This window comes from uncultured Umboniibacter sp. (genome assembly GCF_947497555.1).
Classification (GTDB): Bacteria; Pseudomonadota; Gammaproteobacteria; order Pseudomonadales; family DSM-25080; genus Umboniibacter.
Window position 1 is genome coordinate 1 of sequence record NZ_CANMGY010000004.1, and the last position, 18,413, is coordinate 18,413.

Consider the following 18,413-nt stretch of genomic DNA (forward strand, 5'->3'; position numbering starts at 1 on the left):
TGTAAACCGTTGATTTGAAATGTTTTTTCAAACTTTCAAACCCGCGTTTCAATCCGCTTTAATCACTCGCTGCTGCGTTGTGATGGAGCGCATTATAGGGCGCCCCAACTCAATGTAAAGGTGATTTTTTAAGGCGATTCGCCTAGGTGAAATTACACGCGATACGACAGCTCTTAGCCAAAACTTCTGGCTAGCGACGGGTTACCGCCGTCAAGCAAGGTCGGCAATAATACCGATCGCATTGACCTTCGTCAATACGTTTTTAGCAAAGATAGAAATTAGTTTGGAAGTCGGCCGATAAGCCGGGTTCTGTCGTGAGCAATCATTCCTCTAGGGCTATCGTCACCAATAGCCTCAAGCAACCTACCCGCCTCCAACGCGGGTCGCGCCAATGGAGGCCTATTTGGTCTTGCACCGAGTGGGGTTTACCTTGCCGTAAACTGTTACCAGTTACGCGGTGCGCTCTTACCGCACCCTTTCAGCCTTACCGGCTTCCGAAGAAGCTTAGGCGGTCTACTCTCTGCTGCACTTTCCGTGGGCTTTCACCCCCCAGACGTTATCTGGCACTCTACCCTTTGGTGCCCGGACTTTCCTCTACCTATAAATAGATAGCGATTGCCTAGCCGACTCCCAAGCGCGCACCTTACTTAACTAGCTATTCTTGGTCAAGCTCCATTGGTAGATATCCTTAGCGTTCACGCCATGAATCTGCGCGGCGATCTTTGCAGCCTTTTTTGGCGGCAATTCTTCATTCAACAACCGGAAGGTATCCTTCGCTTTATCATCGAATAGCTGAACATTATTCTCTCCGGTCACCATCACAACGAACTCACCGCGGCGCTGATTCGAATCCGCTGAGGTGAACTCAATTAACTCCGAGAGCGAGCCACGAGTAATAGTTTCAAACGTTTTGGTAAGTTCACGACCGAGAACTACCTCACGTTGTTCGCCGAACTCTGCCTGCATATCCAATAGCAGCGCCTCGATTCGATGAGGGGCTTCATAAAATACAAGCGTACGCGTTTCACTGGCGAGCGACGCGAGGCGTTTTTGCCTTTGTAATGGCTTAGCGGGAAGAAAACCTTCAAAGCAAAATCGATCTGATGGCAGCCCCGCAGCGCTTAAACCAGCAATCAAAGCACACGCTCCAGGGATCGGCGAAACCGTCACGCCATACTCAGGAGCTAAACTAACTAAACGGTAGCCTGGGTCAGAAATTAGTGGTGTACCCGCATCGCTAACTAGCGCACAATTATCGCCACTTACTATACGTTCAAGTAATTTACGAGCGGATTCTTCTGAGGAATAATCATGAAAGCTTATGACGGAGGTCTCGATTTCGAAGTGCGAGAGGAGCCGACGTGTATGACGAGTATCTTCCGCAGCGATAAATTCGACCTGCTTCAAGGTGTCAATTGCTCGTAACGTGATATCATTCAGATTGCCGATAGGTGTCGCTACGATGTAAAGTGTCGGTGTTAAAGCTTGTGTCAAAATGTGTTCCGCCCTAATCAGTAAGGTCAATTATAGATTATGTACTCGTCAGTTATCCGAAGCACTGCAATCCTATTGTTAATCGGCATTATCGTTGGGTGTGCGCCAACAAGCAATCCTGTCGTTCCTAGCGTTGCTGAAGAACTAGTCGAGCTAGATATAACTAACGAACTCAATGAATTACCCGACCTCTCTATAAGTGAGCAGCTTGAGTCAGCATTGGCACTTACACCTCACCTTAACGCCGCTAACAGTCAGAGCTTTGATACCTTCCTAATTGAATGGCAAAGTACCTTCCTTAATAACACAGATCAAAGTAGATTGGTTTTCATCCAAGCGGCTATCGCCAATGCTCAAGGGCGACATGCTGACTCCGCTGCATTCTATAATACAGCGGCATTACGGCCAGCTATTCAGCTCACCAACGCCGTAGCAATTGATATCAATCAGAGATCCGCTATAAGTTTTGAACTGGTAGGGCAATATTACAATGCCGCTTACGCCGTCTTCGTTCAGTGCTCACTATCGCCTTCAAATGAATGTGATCAACGGATTATTCAACTTCTGCTAGAAGAGGAAGTTCAAGTTATCGAAGAGTCCAAAACTGAAAGCACTAGTTGGAACAAATGGATCACACTAACTCTACTACTCGCTGATTCAAGGACGTCACTCGATAAGCAGGGCGAAGCCCTAACTAGCTTTATTGAAGTCAACCCTGACCTGTTCTTTAATGATACGCCCGAACTCATCTCGCAATTGATTGAACTGTCAATGCTACCCCCACCTAGAACCGCGGTCCTGCTACCGCTTAGCGGACCGCTTTCAGCCTTCGGTAGCGCTATTCAAGATGGCATTATTCTCTCACACTACAATATGAGTGCCGCCGGTGGCCGCGTCTCTAGCATTGATTTTTATGATAGTAACAACGACGACTTTATCGCACTCTATTTAGACGTTGCTGATCGTTACGATTTAATCATCGGCCCACTTCTAAAAGATCGAGTCGCCCAGATTGCCGCGCTTGAGCAAGTGACTACCACACCGACACTGTTGCTCAATAGCTACGATCTAGTTAGTGATAATGAGCAGCTTTTTTCGTTTAGCTTGAACTCATCCGAAGACGGAGCCGAGGTCGCTCGGATGATCTACAACAGGGGCTATCGCCAACCATTAGTGTTATTGCCGGCAGGCAAAAATAACGACGAAATTAAGCACTCCTTCGAATCAGCCTGGCTCGACCAGTTATCTGATGAAAGCTCCCCACACACGGTTGAACTGGCCTTAGCTCGATTAACGGTTGGGAGCCAATTTGCCACTGAAATCGCGAGTGCACTTCACGTTGACAAATCACGAGCGCGGGCTAGAGCAATTTCACGCGCGTTGCAGCTGCCCGTTGAATCGGAGGATAGACGCCGTCAGGATATTGATAGTATTTTCATTAGCGGCACCCCAATCGAAGCGCGCCAAATCAAGCCTCAGATTGACTTCAATCACGGTAACGATCTTGATGTTTTCGCGAGTAGCCGAGTCTATTCTGGCGAAGCCAACCAAACTCGCAATCAAGACCTTAATGGCGTTTTCGTCTCAGTCGCTCCATGGTCCGTTTTCCACGAAGACGGTAGCAATGCGCTTATATTTTCCTCGGCGGAGGGCCAGCCAGCACTGCAAGCACTCATGGCATTGGGTGCGGACAGTATGATTGTTGGCACGAGATTAAACTACCTCCACCTTGTACCCGGGACTCGATTGCCCGGTTACACCGGCAAGCTTAGTGTTAGCGAAGATCGCTCTGTATCACGGCGGTTAAGTTGGGGAGTATACCAGAACGGCGCGCTGATCCCGTTGGCCGATGGGGAAAAATAGCGTCGCTAAAGGCGCTGAATATGAAGCTCATATTGCGCAGTATTTGACTGAAAATGGCGTTGATATCGTCACCACTAATTATCGTTGTCGCTACGGTGAAATTGACATAATAGCGAGTTCGCAAGAATCGCTTATTTTTGTCGAAGTCAAGTATCGCTCCGCGAATACGTTCGGTCGTCCAGAAGACTACCTAACCTCCGCAAAACAGCAGAAATTAATTAAAGCAGCCCATCACTTTTTATGTGAAAATCAAGAATATCAGAATCAACCACTCCGGTTTGATCTCATAACTAATGAAAACAAAGAGATCACTTGGATAAGAAATGCTATTGATTGCGAGTCATCATGGATTTAGAACAGTATATTATTGATCAGTTTCACGAGAGTATTGCTGCAAAAATGGCCGCATGCGAGGCCATTGCGGCACCGCTTGCCGAAGCTAGCGAACTTCTCACTCACACCTTAGTTCATGATGGGAGAATACTGGCCTGTGGTTCAGCCGAATCAGCGAGTGTCGTGCAACAGTTGACGGCAAGCTTAATGCATCGGCTGGAACGAGAACGGCCTGCATTACCTATTTTCTCGCTTAATCAGGATGCTACTGCCATTAGCGCGATCGCGAGTGATCATGGTCTGGATGATATTTTCGCCCGCCAAATTATAGGTTTAGGCCAAGAGGGCGATAGCTTAGTGGTTGTCACTCAACAGGAATTTTCACCCGCCCTGCTTACGGCGATTAGCGCCGCAAAGAGTCGTGGAATGAGCATTGTCATCTTGGGTGGTCCAGAACTGGATTGCTATCTGGCAGCCATTAGTGAAGATGACATTGAAATCTCTGCGCCTATTGAGCCCTCACCTCGGCTAACCGAAGTTCATCAACTGGCGATTGCCTGTTTAATTGAATTATTAGAAGCACAACTTTTTGGAGTAGATGAATGCGACAACTAAGCCAACTTTCGAAAATCTGCAGTATAGGGGTATTAGCTGGACTTATAGGTTGTACTAGTATCATCACCGCATCAACGGATGGTCCCATCGAGAACAACGAGCTCGATCGCAGCTTTGGCCGGTTCATTGATGATGAACAAATTGAAACGGTCGTTGCAGTCAATATTCGACATAGCAGCGAAACCTTAGCTGAGGCAAATATCTCAGTCGTTAGTTATAACGGTGTCGTGCTTTTGGTTGGGCAGTTATCAACCGAGGAGGAACGAGAACGTGTGACACAAATCGCACGCGAGGTTAAAGGAGTTCGTCAGGTACATAACCAAATTTCAATCAGTGGCGCTATCTCAACCTTAGTAGGTGCTAATGACACCTATTTGTCGGCAAAAGTTCGAAGTCGTTTCGCTATCTCCGATTCTGATTATGATTTCTCCAATATTAAAGTCGTGACGGAAAACAGTGTCGTTTATCTCATGGGTATCGTCACTCGAACACAAGCTGACGTCGCCGTCGATATTGCTCGACAGACAGGGGGGGTACAGCGTATCGTAAAGGTTTTCGAATATGCAGAAGGATAATCTCATGAGCTACAACCTAAAATTAACAGGTTCTACTCTAGAGCATAGTGACTGGTTGGAAGCGCTTGAGGCGTTTGCGTCGCTATTTTCAATTAGTAGTTCAGATGCCGAAAAGCTAATGACTATCGCACCAATTGTTATTAAGCCTGACCTCAGTAGCGAAAAAGCTCATGCGCTAGCTAAGTTAGTCGAAGATTGTGGTCTTGAGTGTGTGGTTGAAGCTGCGGATGTCGCTACCGAGTCAATGTCCATCGCGACCGATGACGTGGTGGTCCCGGATAACGAACCGGATGTTCCAGTAGCTACTCAAACATCAGAGAGTAAAGGGATATTCGCGAAACTTAAATCAATATTTAAACGCGGATAACGCCAGCCCTAATAATGTGGAGGTGGCTCATTGGTAGGCGCTGAGCCCCCTTCATCTTTTCGCCTTAGCATTTCATTCAAATAACGCAGTTGCTTTCTAATTACACGTAATTCTTCATCTTGTTTCGTCACTACCTCATTTAAATCAGCTATGGCCGACTCCTGAAACGCAACTTGTATTTGCAGCTGCTCTACTTCAGTTTCATAGTTCATTATCTATCTCCAAGAGTAAATATAACCGTTCAATAAGCTCTGCACCGCGCTGATCGAGAAACATCGCCTGTCCAAGTGACCGAGTCACGTACGCGACTGCTAGGTCATGCTTAATATCGGCAAAGCCAAAGCTACCGCCAGCGCCACTGTGCCCAAAACCACCTGTCATGGAACCGAATTGGGTATCGATTGTACCCTGCGGCCGCATAAATCCATAGGAGAATGCCATCTCCGTTTGGGTCGTTTTACAGGGTCCATGAATAATAGTTTTTGCCGGCGAATAGTCCGTATCCTTTACGGTAACAGTCAGAAATTCAGCATAGGCTCCCGCCAGTCCAAAGGCTGAGGCCCTTCCACTTGCTGCTGGGATCATCGAAGAGGTCCATCTCTTGGCGTTGTGTCCCACCATCAATGAACTCGGATTCATAAAAGCAGAACGAGTCATTTCCTTTCCATTAGGACCTAAGGATCGTTTCAACGACTGGGTTCGATATGATTTAAGCGCGGCGCGGTTAGGAGTTAGTACAGCCAGTGTTTCGTCGTCTCCGAGTTTGCCATAGCTTACGCCTGAGACAGAGTGTTCGAAGGGTTCGCCGGTCACCGCCTCGATCAACTGCGAGACTAGCCAGCCCCATAGAAATGGACTATAGGCGAGCGTTGGTTTTTGAAACCACGGGAGTTCTCTAAGCGCCGCGCGACACATATCTTCATAGTGATAGATAGACTCTTCGGCTAGGCGATCATGGAAAGCAACCATGCCACTCTGATGGGATAGCAATTGACCAACAGTAATTGAACTCAAAGCGTGTTCCGGTGGTATGACTAACCACCTAGCCAGCGTATCGCCGTAGGAGAGATCTGTGCGAGTAACTAGCCTCGAAATAGCCATTGCTAACGCGCCCTTGCAAGCCGAGTAACAGATCACTTGAGTGTCGTCTCGCCATGGTACTCCTGGGCTTGATTCACCACTGACCAAATTCAACAGACATTCACCATTCTTAAATACCGCCAATGCACTACCCTCATCCCCAAGACGTTGCATCAGCGAATGGTAGAACTCTGCAAATTCTGAAGTCTGCGCGGCGTTTAATGACATAAATAATTTTACCCCAACTTCAGACTAATACAGAATAGCGGTGTTACGCTTTTCACTAGGATTAAACATGTTTTCTCGCGAGCAAAAACTACTGCTTATCGGCCAAATACTCGGCATCATGCTATACGCATTCGACGAACTCGCGATAAACACCATTATGCCTTTTATCAGCTCAGATCTAAATGGCGACCAACTCTACGGAGCCGCTTTTTCGTTCTATATGATCGGCTCGCTCATTTCTGTGGTCTGGGCAGGCGACCGCTTAGATCGAAAGGGGCCTATCTTACCGCTGGTCGCTGCCATTTGTGCCTTCTCGCTGGGGTTAGGTGTCGCCGCTTTAGCACCCTCAATGAACGCTTTTGTCGCCGCTCGTTTCCTTCAAGGCATAGGCGGCGGCGCGCTCTATGCGGTACTTTTTTCGCTAACAGCCCATTGCTATTGCGAAGCACTTCGTCCTAAGGTGATTGGTCTAATTTCCGCTGCTTGGCTTGTCCCAGCAATGCTTGGGCCTGTTACAGCGGGTTGGCTCAGTGATAACCTAAGCTGGAGAGCAGTTTTTATCCTGCAAATACCACTTCTATTGGTGTCATTAACAACCGTTTTTATTCGTCTGCGTCGCTTCAGCTTCGAATCAACAGGTGCTGCCGCTAAGCGACGAACGATGATTATAGCGCTTGCGATCGCGCTGCTTGTCACCGCTGGGTCGCTAGCGCTTAGCTATGGCACCAATCTTAACTACATTCTGTTCGCCATCTTGCTTGTGGCCTTGGCGATTGTGGGCGTTCGTTCCATTGCGCCCTACTCCATGCGAGCTCAGCACTCGCCGCAAGCCGCATTAGCGACAACGAGAGGTCTCGTTCATTTTTCCTTTTATGCTGCCGACGTAATGATTCCACTCGTTCTAGTGAGGCAATACGGCTATAGTGCAAGCGAAGCGGGTTTAGTTCTCGTAATCGGTGCCGTAGGGTGGACCGGGGCGAGTGCGCTAGCTGCATCGAGACGAACGCGACATTACCGGCGGAAACTCATTTTGGGAGGCAACGCGCTACTATTTATTGGCATCTTAGGCTCCATCGCCATTCTCCAGCGTAGTTGGGAACCCATGCTATTCGCACTGAGTTGGACACTGGTGGGTGCAGGAATGGGCCTAGTATATAATTGTGCATCGGCACAACTTATGGATGGTTCGCCAAAGGATCAAATTGGTAAGACTTCTACAGTAGCAAGCATGTCCGATGCCATCGGTATAGTGCTTGCGAGTGGGATAGGCGGCTATTTAATCAACAACCTTTATCTGATCAGCGCTACCACAATGCTATGGTGTTTAGCGCTAATTAGCTGCGTAGCGCTTGCGGTAGTCACTCCGAAAAAATTAGCTTTCAGAAGTGACTAACCACGTAAGGATTGGTAGACAGAACGAAGTATTCTAGCTGCCTCCACCACCTCATCAAGCGTACTAAACCGTCCAAAACTGAAGCGCAAAGAAGTGAGGGCAAGCTTTGCCGGCACACCAATTCCGACTAGAACAAAGCTGGGGTCGACGCTCGCAGAGTTGCAGGCTGAACCAGAGCTGACGGCAAGTTTATTCAACGACATCAACAGTGATTCGCCATCAACCCCCGAAAAGCTAAGGTTTAAATTCATTGGTGATCGATGTTCCATGGAGCCATTAACATGGATGCCCTCAACCCCCTGTAATTCAGCCAAAAATGCCTGCTGCAATGCCAAGGCGTGTGCCCTGTCTTGCTCAAGCTCGGCCGTTGCTATTTTGGCGGCTTCGCCGAAGCCAACTATTTGATGAGTTGGAAGTGTACCCGAACGCATACCTCGCTCGTGCCCACCACCATGAATTTGAGCAGCGACTTTAATTTCTGGTGCTCTACGAACATAGAGCGCACCAATTCCCTTGGGGCCATACATTTTATGGGCCGAGATACTCAACAGATCGATATTCAACGCCTCGACATCAATCGCCACTTTGGCCGCAGATTGCGCCGCATCAACATGAAACGCCACGTTATTACGACGACACAATTCGCCAATGTCAGCAATGGGATTCACCACCCCAATCTCGTTATTAACGTGCATGATACTCACCAATATCGTATCACTACGAAGTGCCTGTTCAACTTGAACGGCACTGATTCGACCCGTCGAATCCGGCTGTAATTTAGTGATTTCAAAACCTTTGGTCGCGAGGTAATCGCAGGAATCTAGCACCGCTTTATGCTCGATGACTGAAGTGATGATGTGCCGCCCCTGCTCAGCTCGAATCTCCGCAATACCCTTAATCGCAAGATTATCTGACTCAGTAGCACCTGACGTCCATACGATCTCTCGAGGATTAGCACTAATCAGCTTGGCGACATGGGAGCGTGCTGCCTCAACGGCGGCCTCGGCTTGCCAGCCAATCACATGTGAGCGCGAAGCGGGATTACCAAAATTGCCATCAAGCTCGAGGCAGTTGATCATTTCCTTCGCTACGCGGGGATCGACAGGAGTCGTTGCTGCGTAATCAAGAAAAATAGGACGTTTCATTCAAGCTTCCTCATTAATGGCTGAAACAATGTTCATTATTTGTTGTCTAGCTTTCTTTGCACGCCGCTCAGAATACCACGAAGAATTGATATTTCCGCTGACTTGGGATGACTTCGGTAAAACAATTTACGCAGTCGCTGCATGGTAAGTTTAGGTTCTGCTCGATTATGGAAACCCACATCAACCATCACCTGCTCCAAGTGATCAAAAAAGAACTCCAAATCATCGCCGGTGGCCAAACTTTCCTCGGTGCTGCGCTCAACCGCAGTTTTAGTACTATCCAACAGAGCTAGTCGACTTTCATAAGCGAGGAGTTGAGCCGCTGCCGCGACGTTGAGTGACGAATACTCGGCACTGGTAGGAATATGTACATGATAATGACAGTGCGCTAATTCTTCATTTGTTAAGCCAGTGTCTTCGCGACCTAGCACCCAAGCGACTTGGTTTGCCTCACCACTCTTAAGTTTGGCTGCCATGATTGCACTGGCCTCCCGTGGGCTTACCAATGGCCAATCCAGACCTCGAACCCTGGCGCTAGCTCCAATTACAAGCTGCTGACCCGCCAGCGCTTCGGCTAAACTAGTAGTATCCACTCGGTTTTGTAATACCTTAAGTCCCTTCGACGCCATGGCTTCAGATTGCTCATTCACTTCACACCGTGGTTTCGCTAGTACTAACTTAGACAACCCCATAACCGCCATCGCTCTAGCGGTTGCTCCAATATTCCCGGGGTGGCTAGTTCCTACCATGACAACTGAAACACGATCTAACATGCAAAATTTCTCGACTAAACTAAAGTTGAACTGAAGTTTAGCACTACCGAGATATGACTAGCTATAATGAGGAAAAATTCTTATAGGGATGCAGGCAAAATTTTGTTAAGCTTGCCGCTCGCTAAGTCGAACCGTTTTTTTAAAAAGAGATTGCCATCATGGAACCCATGCTAACCATAGCGCTTCGCGCTGCGCGTAAGGCAGGCGAGTTAATCGTTCGTGCCTCCGAAGAACTTGAACTAGTTAAAGTTGATGAGAAGGGCCTAAATGACTTTGTCACTGAAGTCGACCGGCTTGCTGAAGCGGAAATCATTTATCACCTGCGCAAAGCCTACCCTGATCATAAGATCTTAGGCGAAGAGTCAGGAACCACTGATGGCACCGCCGAATACGAATGGATTATTGATCCCCTCGACGGCACTCTTAACTTCATTCGTGGCATCCCCCACTACGCTGTTTCTATCGCTTGTATTTATCGTGGCAAAGTCGAACATGCCGTGGTACTCGACCCTATTCGTCGTGAAGAGTTCACCGCAACTCGCGGTCGTGGTGCGAACTTAAATGGCCGTCGTATCAGAGTAAGCTCGGCGCGTAACCTAGACAGCGCTCTACTTGCTACCGGCATCCCCTTCCGAGGCAAGCAAGATAAGCATATTGAAGGCTACACCAAAGGAATGGCACAACTTGCAGCACTCTCTACGGGAATTCGTCGCGCCGGAGCGGCAAGTCTTGATCTCGCTTACGTTGCTGCGGGCAGAGTCGATGCGTTTTGGGAACTTGGTCTGGCTAGTTGGGACATGGCAGCGGGAACATTACTCGTGAAGGAAGCCGGTGGTTTAGTCGCTGACCTCGATGGAGGCCATGATTACCTCACTTCCGGACATATCGTCGCTGCCTCGCCGAAGCTGATTAAACCTATTCTACAGAATGTTCGTCCTCATTTATCGCTCTGAGGTCGCTATAAGATCACTTGGTCCCACTGGATAGTTTTCAAAGCCGTCCAGTGGAAGCCCCAAGCCCGCTAATCGTTTGTCTGAACCATTTCTTGAAGCGTCTCTGGGACATCGGTGACGATACCATCGACACCCCAATCGAGCAGTTGGCGCATCGTCCCAACATCATTTATCGTCCATACGTGAACCTTTAGCCCATTACTTTGCGCGTCGGCAATAAGCGCCGGAGTCACTACGGTCAAGCCAAAGTGTTCTAACGGTATTTGCAAAGCTTGCCCTTCGCCACTGTACCAATGACTTAGACCCAATTTGTGGAGAAAATAGAACCGTGCGACCTCCATGGTTGGCGAAGATGTCACGACATTTGGACACATTGCTCTAAAGGCACTCATCGCTTGAGTATGAAATGAACCGACGATTACTCGGTCAGATAGATCGTTCGTCGCGATAAATTCACATAGGCGTCTCGCCGCGTGTTCACTCTTCGGCTTGATCTCAATGACGTAACGTATGTGATTAAACTCGTCGACTACTGACTGCAGAGTAGGTATACCTATGCCTAATCCTCGGTAGGAATAGTCTTCGCCTACAAGCATACCGTAGCCCGCATCAAGGGCGCCGAGCTCAATCGAAGTTAAATCCGCTACAAAACCTTTTCCATTAGTAGTTCTATCCACCCGGTCATCGTGAATCACTACCAACTTTTCGTCCGAACTTAGGTGCACATCAAGCTCTAACACCGAGGCACCTATTGCCACCGCATGCCGGAAGGCGATTAGCGTATTCTCAGGACGATGAGCCTTCCCGCCTCGATGAGCGATGACATCAAAACTACTATCACTAAAGAAGGAGGGAAATTCCGTTGCCTCGGATGAGGGCCACACGCGTAACACCGCGTAGATCATGGCAAGTACCACGACGCAGACTAGTAATCGTTTCATGCTATTTTGCTCTGCTCAATTATTCTAATTATCGAATTATTCGTTATTGTTATTGCGCTCGTCAACGGCGTTTCGAAACGCTGAGAATTCAGTCTTAACCTGAATCCATTGCGACATAAACTGATAGCTTTTGGCACCGTGATAATTCATTAGCAACCCCGTTAAGTTGCCCTGCCGATGAGTTTCAATGCCAATCTCTAAAATATTAGTTAGTCGATCTGTTAGATTATCCATCCATTTTTGGGCAGCAAACTGACTGAGGAATGGCTTAGTATGACGCTGTCTCTCGTTAAAGTACTCGTCATCACAGAGCAATCGAATCGTAGCTGCAACAAAACTCTCATCATCTGAGACTACGACACCGGGCCACTGATCCAACTCCATCAGCATACCCTCGGCGCCTATATTGGTCGTCACCGAAGGCGTCCCCACAATCGCTGCTTCTAATAACTTCCCTTTCAGCCCTGCGCCAAAACGCAACGGTGCTAACAGCACCTTGGCTCTACTGATGACAGATAACGCATCGTCGGCTCGCCCCTTAATAGTGAAACCTTGCTTCGGTTGATTAAGCTGCATGGCTTTCGGGGGTAAGTAGGCGCCGTAAATACTAAGAGTTGCTGCAGGAAGCTGCTCGCGTACACGCGGCCACAGCCGGTAGAGCTCCCGGACACTATCCCAGTTAGGCGCATGTCGAAAGTTGCCAATAGCGACTGCGCCTTCTCGTTCAGTGTAGGGTTTAGGTGCAACCTCTAGTTCCTCAGCTTCAATTAGGAACGGTAGTAACGCCAGGTGAGATGACGGTACCTTAAAGGTATTAACAAGCAGTTGGTGCTCATGCGGGGAGATTATCAAACTCAAGTCACTACGATGAATTGCCGCCAATTCACGTTTAAACTTCTCCGCGTTCAGCAGTCGTTCAACTCGAAATTCCTCTTCCGCCATAACACAGCGTCGGCGTTCCTCTCGCAACGACTGTAGGTCTTCAGTATCCAATACTTTTATGGCGTTCGGACAATATTGACTAACACGCCAACCGAACTGCTCTTCGGTCATAAAACGGTCGAAAACCACTAATTGAGGGGCGAACTGACTCACAAATTCGTCAAAACTAGCACTGTTAAGTTCCAACTGCTGCGACTCGTAGCCTAATTCGCTAATGTTCTCGGAATACTCGGTGCGCTCTGCCGCGCTGGCAATGCAAAGCCTGCTAGCCTTGGCGGCAAACAGTTTGGCGAGTGACATGAAGTGTCTACCTGCCGCTGACGAAGTAGGCTCCGGCCAAACATAGCCAATCATTAATACACGCATACGAAATTCCGCTAAATCTCACCCCTATTATAACGTAAAACGGCCCATGCATGGACATGGGCCGAGCGATTACAGGATTTTGTTTAAAAACTCTGTTATGCGGATAATAATTTGTCCTTAGAAGACAGGCCGTTCTCAACACGTAACTTAGCTAACTTAACAGCGGCAGCCCCGGCAGTAACACTATGTGAATTCGCATAATCGAAAACTGCTGCGAGGGTATTTGATATCTCGGAAATTTGCCGTTCAACGTTGATATTTGCCGTTGGGGAATACTGTGAGAACGCATCAATAATGCCACCTGAATTTACCGCAAAGTCAGGCGCGTAAAGAATCTCTCGTTTCATTAACTCCTGTTCTACCGATGCCGTCGCAAGCTGATTATTCGCGGCACCGCAGACCAATCCGGTTTGCAACTTGGCAATCGATTCAGTGTTGAGAATAGCGCCCATCGCGCACGGAGCGAAAACATCCATGGGTAATGTCATGAGTAGACCAGGATCGACAATCTTAGCTCCCAGAGCGCGAGCTCTGTCGGCATTATCCAGATTCGGATCAGCACCAAAGACGCTAACGCCCGCTTCAATGAGTAGCTTGCAGAGGTGCCGACCAACATTGCCAAATCCTTGAATTCCTACCGTTAAACCAGAGAGATGATTTTGACCGTAGCGAACTCGAACCGATTCCTTCATCGCAAAATACACACCTTTTGCTGTGCTGGGTGACGGATCACCGTGATGTGCCTGTGAACTCGATACGCCCGTCACATAGGGAGTTCGCTGTGCGATAAGCTGCATAGCCGATACGCTTGTACCGGAGTCCTCTGCAGTGATGTATCGTCCCGAAAGGGATTGGACAAAGTCACCCATTGCTCGCCAAGTTTCCGCGTTGGCTTCACGCGCATTACCTATGATAACCGCTTTACCACCGCCAATGGGGAGCCCTGCTAAAGCATTTTTATAGGTCATTCCCTGAGACAGGCGAAGCACATCGTCTATTGCCGCTGCATCATTTTGGTAGGGAAACATTCTACAGCCGCCCATAGCTGGCCCTAAACGCGAATCATGTATCGCGATAATCGCCTTTAAACCGCTCTCTCTGCATTCATGAAATACCACATTTTCATGCTGATCGAAGTTCCTATTACTAAAAACACTCATCAAACTTCCTCATTAATTTTATTATTATCGTTGCTAATGTTTGTTACGGGTATCCGTTCAGCGAGCATGGCACCCATTGAGTGCTGTAACTGCTGGCGATACTCCGGAACCGCGGCGGCTTTAATGTGACCATAGCCCCGAAGTGACATCGGCAGCGCCGCGATCTCTAGCGCCACATCAAAGTTTTCTGTCGTTAGGCGCTGAGTAAGGCGGGTCAGGACGTTGCGGTACTCTTCGATCAGTTCACGTTCCTCTACCCGATCTTGGTGATAACCAAATACATCGAAGCGAGTTCCACGTAGCATTTTAAATTTCGCCAACACTGATAGTACCGGGGTTAACCAGGCGCCGAAGCGACGTTTGTGAATTCGGCCATCGGTTCCTTTCTTCGATAACATAGGCGGTGCCAAGTTATAGGCCACCTTAAAGCCATCTTCAAACTGCGTCGCTAACGACTTTTTAAAGTGACTCGTGGTCTGTAGTCTCGCGACCTCATACTCGTCCTTATAGGCCATCAATTTGAACAGTGACCGAGCAACTGCTGTCGCTAATGGCAATGTGCTGTCGTCAAATAATGCGCTTTCAGCTTTAGCCACTGCGGCAACATCATTAACAAATTGCTGGGCATAAGCTTCATTCTGATAGTCAACAAGGCGTTCAAAACGATCGTCGACGACATCTTGATAGTCGGTCAGCAACGCGACCTCTTGATGAACTTTCGCAGTGAAGGCGTTAGGGTCATGTGCAAGCAACCTACCAAGTTCGAAGGCTCGCTTATTTTGATCAATCGCTACTGCGTTCAATTCAATTGCGCGGAAGATAGCTTCTTGCGAAACCGGCAGCAGACCTCGTTGGTAGGCACAGCCCATCAACATTAAGTTTGATCCAATGGAATCACCAAGCAACTGTTCAGCGAGATCTGTCGCATGGTAGAACGCGACGCGATCAGTACCTAAGTGATCTGAAATCTCGGCCTTGATCGCATCCATAGGCAAAGAGTGATCGCGATCTTTGAAGATTTCTGATGTGGGGGTGTCGACTTCGTTAATAATCGCAAATGAGCGCTGACTGTCGACCTTCGCTAGTGACTCATCGCTTCCTGCAACCACCAAATCGCAACCAAGTAATAAGTCTGCCTCGCCCGCTGGAACACGGACGGCGTGAATATCCTCTTGCCTAGCCGCTACGCGAACATGACAAACTACCGCACCAAACTTTTGTGCAAGACCGGTTTGATTCATGGTTGCGCAGCCCTTACCTTCGAGGTGCGCGGCCATAGCAATGAGACTCGTGACAGTTAATACCCCGGTTCCACCCACACCGGTAGCCACGATATTCCAGGGCTTATCCAGTGTCACGTGCTGCTCCGGCTCGGGCAACACCACCGACGGCATGTCGCTCTGTGCACTATGCTTTCGCAAGGTCCCTTCCACACTGACAAAGCTTGGGCAGAAGCCCTTTACACAACTGAAATCAAGATTACAGGCACTCTGGTCAATGCGACGTTTGACACCCACTTCCGTTTTAAGAGGCTGAAGTGAGAGACAATTTGACGCTACACCACAATCCCCACAGCCTTCACAGACTTCAGGATTAATGATGAGCCGTTGTTTTGGGGTAGGAAAGGCTTTCTTTTTACGGCGACGACGTTTCTCTGAAGCACAGGTCTGTTGGTAAACAATCACGGTACAGCCTGATGTTTCGCGCAAGTCACGTTGCACCGCATCAAGATCATCTCGCCAATGAACACTAACTCCGTCAAACGGAGCCTGAGGCATAACATCATCAACCTCTTTGGGGTCAATGACCCAAGCGATACGATCAACGCCTTCGCCCTTCAGCTGAAATAGCAGTCTATCGATGCTGAGTTCACCATCAATAGGCTGACCACCAGTCATTGCAACGGCGTCATTAAAGAGAATTTTATAGGTGATATTGACCTTCGCTGACACCGCTTGGCGAATAGCAAGAATACCAGAATGGAAATAGGTGCCATCGCCCAAATTTTGGAATACGTGCTTCGTTGAAGTAAAGGGTGCTTGCCCCACCCAGGTAACACCCTCTCCGCCCATCTGGGTGAAGCTCACTCCTTCACGCTCTCCGGGCATCCAAGTCGCCATATAATGGCAGCCAATGCCCGCCATAGCTCGAGAGCCTTCAGGAACTTTGGTAGAGGTATTGTGGGGACAACCGGAACAGTAATGCGGCGATCTTTCCACTAGCGGTTTTCTTGCAAAGAGCGCTAATTCCTTGTTGTTAATAAAGTCCAAGCGCTGTTGAACAATGTCTGACGTAAAGAAACGAGCGATTCGATGAGCGATAACACGAGCGATCATCGCCGGCGTTAATTCACTTAAATTCGGTAGTAGGTCCTTGCCCGTTTCGTCGAATTCACCCACTACACGTGGCCGCTCCTCGGTTGGCCAGTTATACAGCTGACCCGTTAGCTGATCCTCAATGATAGATCGTTTCTCTTCGACAACTAAAATTTCGTCGAGGCCTTCAGCAAACTGGTGAGTAACAACCGGCTCTAGCGGCCAGCTCATACCCACCTTGTAAACTCTCAGACCAATATTAGCGGCGAGGCCTTCATCAATACCGAGATCATCCAGAGCCTGCATAACGTCGAGGTAGGACTTTCCGGTAGTAATGATTCCGAGGCGCGGCTTCTCGGAATCGATCACAATTTTGTTTAGATTATTGACCCTGGCAAACTCTCGCGCGGCATAGATTTTATACTTATTAAGTCGTTCTTCTTGCTCAAGCGGTTTATCGGGCCAGCGCGCGTGTACGCCTCCTTCCGGCAGGGCGAAATCTGTCGGGATTTTGATCTCAATTCTGTTCGGATCAATATTGGCAGAGATCGCAGAATCCATATTTTCAGTGATTGCCTTCAGGGCAACCCAACAGCCACAATAGCGTGAAAGCTCCCACCCAAAGATACCGAGATCAAGTACTTCCTGAACGTTAGCGGGATTGAGTACCGGTACTGAAGCACCAATAAACATATGCTCACTTTGATGAGGTAGAGTAGACGATTTACAGGCGTGGTCATCACCAGCTACAGCCAGAACACCGCCGTACTTAGACGTGCCGGCGGCGTTGGCATGCTTAATAACATCCATCGAGCGGTCAACACCTGGTCCTTTGCCATACCACATTGAGAACACACCATCGTAGTTCGCTCCCGGGTTAAAGTTGACCTGCTGAGTGCCCCAGACTGCGGTGGCCGCAAGGTCTTCGTTTATACCGGGTTGAAACTTCACATGGTTTTCTTCGAGGTAATTGCGAGCGCGCCAAAGTGCTTGGTCCACGCCACCTAGCGGAGAGCCGCGATATCCCGAGATAAATCCGGCGGTGTTAATCCCTCGCGCAAGATCGCGCTGACGCTGAAGAAGAGGCAGTCTTACCAGGGCCTCAATGCCAGTCATGTAGGCACGTTTTGCCTCTGGATTGTACTTATCGTCGAGCGTTACCGACTTATCGATCATAATTGCTACTCCACCACTTCATTTTTGTTATAAGATCAGGCGATTAGTTATTACATAATCTTAGAATCTCCGCGGCGAAATTGTTATTTTCAATAAGCTAAGTTTTGCCTTAATTTGAATTTTTTATTCAACTTTTGATTTATTTATGTATATAATTTACAAAATATTAATTCCACTTAGATAAGGAGATGCTTGTGACCGAGCTCGACCAACAGGATAAGCGTATTTTGAATGTCCTTCAGCAGGATGCCTCCCTTACCTCATCCGAGATTGCCGACAGGGTAAATATGAGCCAATCACCCTGTTGGCGGCGAATTAAAAGACTACAGGACTTAGGAGTCATCAAGCGCCAAGTTGCTATTCTGAATCGTGAATCCGTTGGCGTAGATATTGTTGTCTTCGCAACTGTGAATCTCGCTGCACAGAGCAATCTCGACCTCAACGCATTCGAGGAAGCCATGTCCACAGAGCCGTTAGTCGTGGAATGCTATACCATGGCAGGGACATGGGACTACATGCTCAAGATCATCACTAAAGACATCAAGAGCTATGAGCACTTCATTCGCCATACACTAACCGCGAACAAACTGGTACGTGAGATCCACTCCCATATCGCCGTGACCGAGATCAAGAACAGCACCGCACTGCCGCTGGACTAGTTAACTACCAACATTTTCAATGCTCAGCGACCGAA

General features: G+C 48.5%; 17 protein-coding genes and 1 other RNA gene. 8 read left to right on the forward strand and 10 right to left on the reverse strand.

Features of this window, described 5'->3' with window-relative positions:
- Positions 1-282: 282 nt before the first annotated feature.
- Positions 283-631: RNase P RNA component class A (gene rnpB / locus Q0698_RS06155), an RNA gene on the reverse strand.
- A gap of 20 nt (positions 632-651) precedes the next feature.
- Positions 652-1,494 carry a 16S rRNA (cytidine(1402)-2'-O)-methyltransferase gene (gene rsmI, locus Q0698_RS06160; protein ID WP_298634799.1) on the reverse strand — a complete coding sequence of 281 codons (843 nt, stop codon included), beginning with the start codon at positions 1,492-1,494 and terminating at the stop codon, positions 652-654.
- Between the two features lie 39 nt (positions 1,495-1,533).
- Between rsmI and Q0698_RS06165 the strand changes: the two genes are divergently transcribed.
- Genes Q0698_RS06165 through Q0698_RS06185 form a run of 5 tightly spaced genes read left to right on the forward strand, consistent with a single transcriptional unit; the run spans position 1,534 to position 5,247 of the window.
- Positions 1,534-3,357 (forward strand): penicillin-binding protein activator, encoded by a 1,824-nt coding sequence (locus Q0698_RS06165; protein WP_298634803.1) that lies wholly within the window; start codon positions 1,534-1,536, stop codon positions 3,355-3,357.
- Complete coding sequence (locus tag Q0698_RS06170; protein ID WP_298634805.1) at positions 3,344-3,712, forward strand: YraN family protein; 369 nt, start codon at positions 3,344-3,346, stop codon at positions 3,710-3,712. Before Q0698_RS06165 ends, Q0698_RS06170 begins: the two co-directional genes overlap by 14 nt.
- Positions 3,703-4,305: an SIS domain-containing protein gene (locus Q0698_RS06175; RefSeq protein ID WP_298634806.1), complete on the forward strand. Its 603-nt coding sequence runs from the start codon at positions 3,703-3,705 to the stop codon at positions 4,303-4,305. The genes Q0698_RS06170 and Q0698_RS06175 overlap by 10 nt, the downstream gene beginning before the upstream one ends.
- On the forward strand, positions 4,293-4,880 hold the full coding sequence (locus Q0698_RS06180; RefSeq protein WP_298634807.1) for a BON domain-containing protein: 588 nt from the start codon (positions 4,293-4,295) through the stop codon (positions 4,878-4,880). Before Q0698_RS06175 ends, Q0698_RS06180 begins: the two co-directional genes overlap by 13 nt.
- Positions 4,881-4,884: 4 nt before the next feature.
- Positions 4,885-5,247 (forward strand): hypothetical protein, encoded by a 363-nt coding sequence (locus Q0698_RS06185; protein WP_298634808.1) that lies wholly within the window; start codon positions 4,885-4,887, stop codon positions 5,245-5,247.
- Positions 5,248-5,255: 8 nt separating this feature from the next.
- Here the strand turns inward: Q0698_RS06185 and Q0698_RS06190 are convergent, their stop codons facing one another.
- Both Q0698_RS06190 and Q0698_RS06195 read right to left on the reverse strand, forming a co-directional pair.
- A complete protein-coding gene (locus tag Q0698_RS06190) occupies positions 5,256-5,459 on the reverse strand; it encodes a SlyX family protein (protein ID WP_298634810.1) in 204 nt (67 codons plus the stop codon).
- Positions 5,449-6,555 carry a serine hydrolase domain-containing protein gene (locus tag Q0698_RS06195; RefSeq protein WP_298634812.1) on the reverse strand — a complete coding sequence of 369 codons (1,107 nt, stop codon included), beginning with the start codon at positions 6,553-6,555 and terminating at the stop codon, positions 5,449-5,451. The genes Q0698_RS06190 and Q0698_RS06195 overlap by 11 nt, the downstream gene beginning before the upstream one ends.
- Before the next feature lie 67 nt (positions 6,556-6,622).
- On the opposite strand from Q0698_RS06195, the gene Q0698_RS06200 reads away from it, so the two are divergent.
- Positions 6,623-7,948, forward strand: a complete 1,326-nt coding sequence (locus Q0698_RS06200; protein WP_298634815.1) for an MFS transporter — start codon at positions 6,623-6,625, stop codon at positions 7,946-7,948.
- Here the strand turns inward: Q0698_RS06200 and Q0698_RS06205 are convergent.
- Both Q0698_RS06205 and Q0698_RS06210 read right to left on the reverse strand, forming a co-directional pair.
- Positions 7,945-9,093, reverse strand: coding sequence for an IscS subfamily cysteine desulfurase (locus tag Q0698_RS06205; protein ID WP_298634817.1), 1,149 nt, complete (start codon positions 9,091-9,093; stop codon positions 7,945-7,947). The genes Q0698_RS06200 and Q0698_RS06205 overlap by 4 nt on opposite strands.
- Before the next feature lie 35 nt (positions 9,094-9,128).
- Positions 9,129-9,866: an RNA methyltransferase gene (locus Q0698_RS06210; RefSeq protein WP_298634820.1), complete on the reverse strand. Its 738-nt coding sequence runs from the start codon at positions 9,864-9,866 to the stop codon at positions 9,129-9,131.
- Positions 9,867-10,024: 158 nt separating this feature from the next.
- On the opposite strand from Q0698_RS06210, the gene Q0698_RS06215 reads away from it, so the two are divergent.
- Positions 10,025-10,819: an inositol monophosphatase family protein gene (locus Q0698_RS06215; protein WP_298634823.1), complete on the forward strand. Its 795-nt coding sequence runs from the start codon at positions 10,025-10,027 to the stop codon at positions 10,817-10,819.
- A gap of 68 nt (positions 10,820-10,887) precedes the next feature.
- Here the strand turns inward: Q0698_RS06215 and Q0698_RS06220 are convergent, their stop codons facing one another.
- The 4 genes from Q0698_RS06220 to Q0698_RS06235 all read right to left on the reverse strand — a co-directional run bounded on the left by Q0698_RS06220 (position 10,888) and on the right by Q0698_RS06235 (position 17,719).
- The gene (locus tag Q0698_RS06220) at positions 10,888-11,760 is read right to left on the reverse strand and encodes a glycerophosphodiester phosphodiesterase (protein WP_298634825.1); all 873 of its coding nucleotides are present in this window, start codon (positions 11,758-11,760) and stop codon (positions 10,888-10,890) included.
- 36 nt (positions 11,761-11,796) lie between these two features.
- The gene (locus Q0698_RS06225; protein WP_298634828.1) at positions 11,797-13,068 is read right to left on the reverse strand and encodes a glycosyltransferase; all 1,272 of its coding nucleotides are present in this window, start codon (positions 13,066-13,068) and stop codon (positions 11,797-11,799) included.
- 95 nt (positions 13,069-13,163) lie between these two features.
- Positions 13,164-14,228 (reverse strand): Glu/Leu/Phe/Val dehydrogenase dimerization domain-containing protein, encoded by a 1,065-nt coding sequence (locus tag Q0698_RS06230; RefSeq protein WP_298634829.1) that lies wholly within the window; start codon positions 14,226-14,228, stop codon positions 13,164-13,166.
- A complete protein-coding gene (locus Q0698_RS06235) occupies positions 14,228-17,719 on the reverse strand; it encodes an indolepyruvate ferredoxin oxidoreductase family protein (protein WP_298634831.1) in 3,492 nt (1,163 codons plus the stop codon). Before Q0698_RS06235 ends, Q0698_RS06230 begins: the two co-directional genes overlap by 1 nt.
- A gap of 188 nt (positions 17,720-17,907) precedes the next feature.
- Here Q0698_RS06235 and Q0698_RS06240 point away from each other — a divergent pair, with 188 nt between their 5' ends.
- Positions 17,908-18,378: an Lrp/AsnC family transcriptional regulator gene (locus Q0698_RS06240; RefSeq protein WP_298634833.1), complete on the forward strand. Its 471-nt coding sequence runs from the start codon at positions 17,908-17,910 to the stop codon at positions 18,376-18,378.
- Positions 18,379-18,413 lie beyond the last annotated feature (35 nt).

What these genes read in the sequence shown, in the direction of transcription:
- Q0698_RS06170 (WP_298634805.1), top strand. Translation starts at nt 3,344, where the DNA reads ATGGGGAAAAATAGCGTCGCTAAAGGCGCTGAATATGAAGCTCATATT.
- Q0698_RS06185 (WP_298634808.1), top strand. Translation starts at nt 4,885, where the DNA reads ATGAGCTACAACCTAAAATTAACAGGTTCTACTCTAGAGCATAGTGAC.
- Q0698_RS06200 (WP_298634815.1), top strand. Translation starts at nt 6,623, where the DNA reads ATGTTTTCTCGCGAGCAAAAACTACTGCTTATCGGCCAAATACTCGGC.
- Q0698_RS06225 (WP_298634828.1), bottom strand. Translation starts at nt 13,068, where the DNA reads ATGCGTGTATTAATGATTGGCTATGTTTGGCCGGAGCCTACTTCGTCA.
- Q0698_RS06175 (WP_298634806.1), top strand. Translation starts at nt 3,703, where the DNA reads ATGGATTTAGAACAGTATATTATTGATCAGTTTCACGAGAGTATTGCT.
- Q0698_RS06210 (WP_298634820.1), bottom strand. Translation starts at nt 9,866, where the DNA reads ATGTTAGATCGTGTTTCAGTTGTCATGGTAGGAACTAGCCACCCCGGG.
- Q0698_RS06220 (WP_298634825.1), bottom strand. Translation starts at nt 11,760, where the DNA reads ATGAAACGATTACTAGTCTGCGTCGTGGTACTTGCCATGATCTACGCG.
- Q0698_RS06230 (WP_298634829.1), bottom strand. Translation starts at nt 14,228, where the DNA reads ATGAGTGTTTTTAGTAATAGGAACTTCGATCAGCATGAAAATGTGGTA.
- Q0698_RS06215 (WP_298634823.1), top strand. Translation starts at nt 10,025, where the DNA reads ATGGAACCCATGCTAACCATAGCGCTTCGCGCTGCGCGTAAGGCAGGC.
- Q0698_RS06205 (WP_298634817.1), bottom strand. Translation starts at nt 9,093, where the DNA reads ATGAAACGTCCTATTTTTCTTGATTACGCAGCAACGACTCCTGTCGAT.
- Q0698_RS06165 (WP_298634803.1), top strand. Translation starts at nt 1,534, where the DNA reads ATGTACTCGTCAGTTATCCGAAGCACTGCAATCCTATTGTTAATCGGC.
- Q0698_RS06235 (WP_298634831.1), bottom strand. Translation starts at nt 17,719, where the DNA reads ATGATCGATAAGTCGGTAACGCTCGACGATAAGTACAATCCAGAGGCA.
- Q0698_RS06240 (WP_298634833.1), top strand. Translation starts at nt 17,908, where the DNA reads ATGCTTGTGACCGAGCTCGACCAACAGGATAAGCGTATTTTGAATGTC.
- Q0698_RS06180 (WP_298634807.1), top strand. Translation starts at nt 4,293, where the DNA reads ATGCGACAACTAAGCCAACTTTCGAAAATCTGCAGTATAGGGGTATTA.
- Q0698_RS06195 (WP_298634812.1), bottom strand. Translation starts at nt 6,555, where the DNA reads ATGTCATTAAACGCCGCGCAGACTTCAGAATTTGCAGAGTTCTACCAT.
- Q0698_RS06190 (WP_298634810.1), bottom strand. Translation starts at nt 5,459, where the DNA reads ATGAACTATGAAACTGAAGTAGAGCAGCTGCAAATACAAGTTGCGTTT.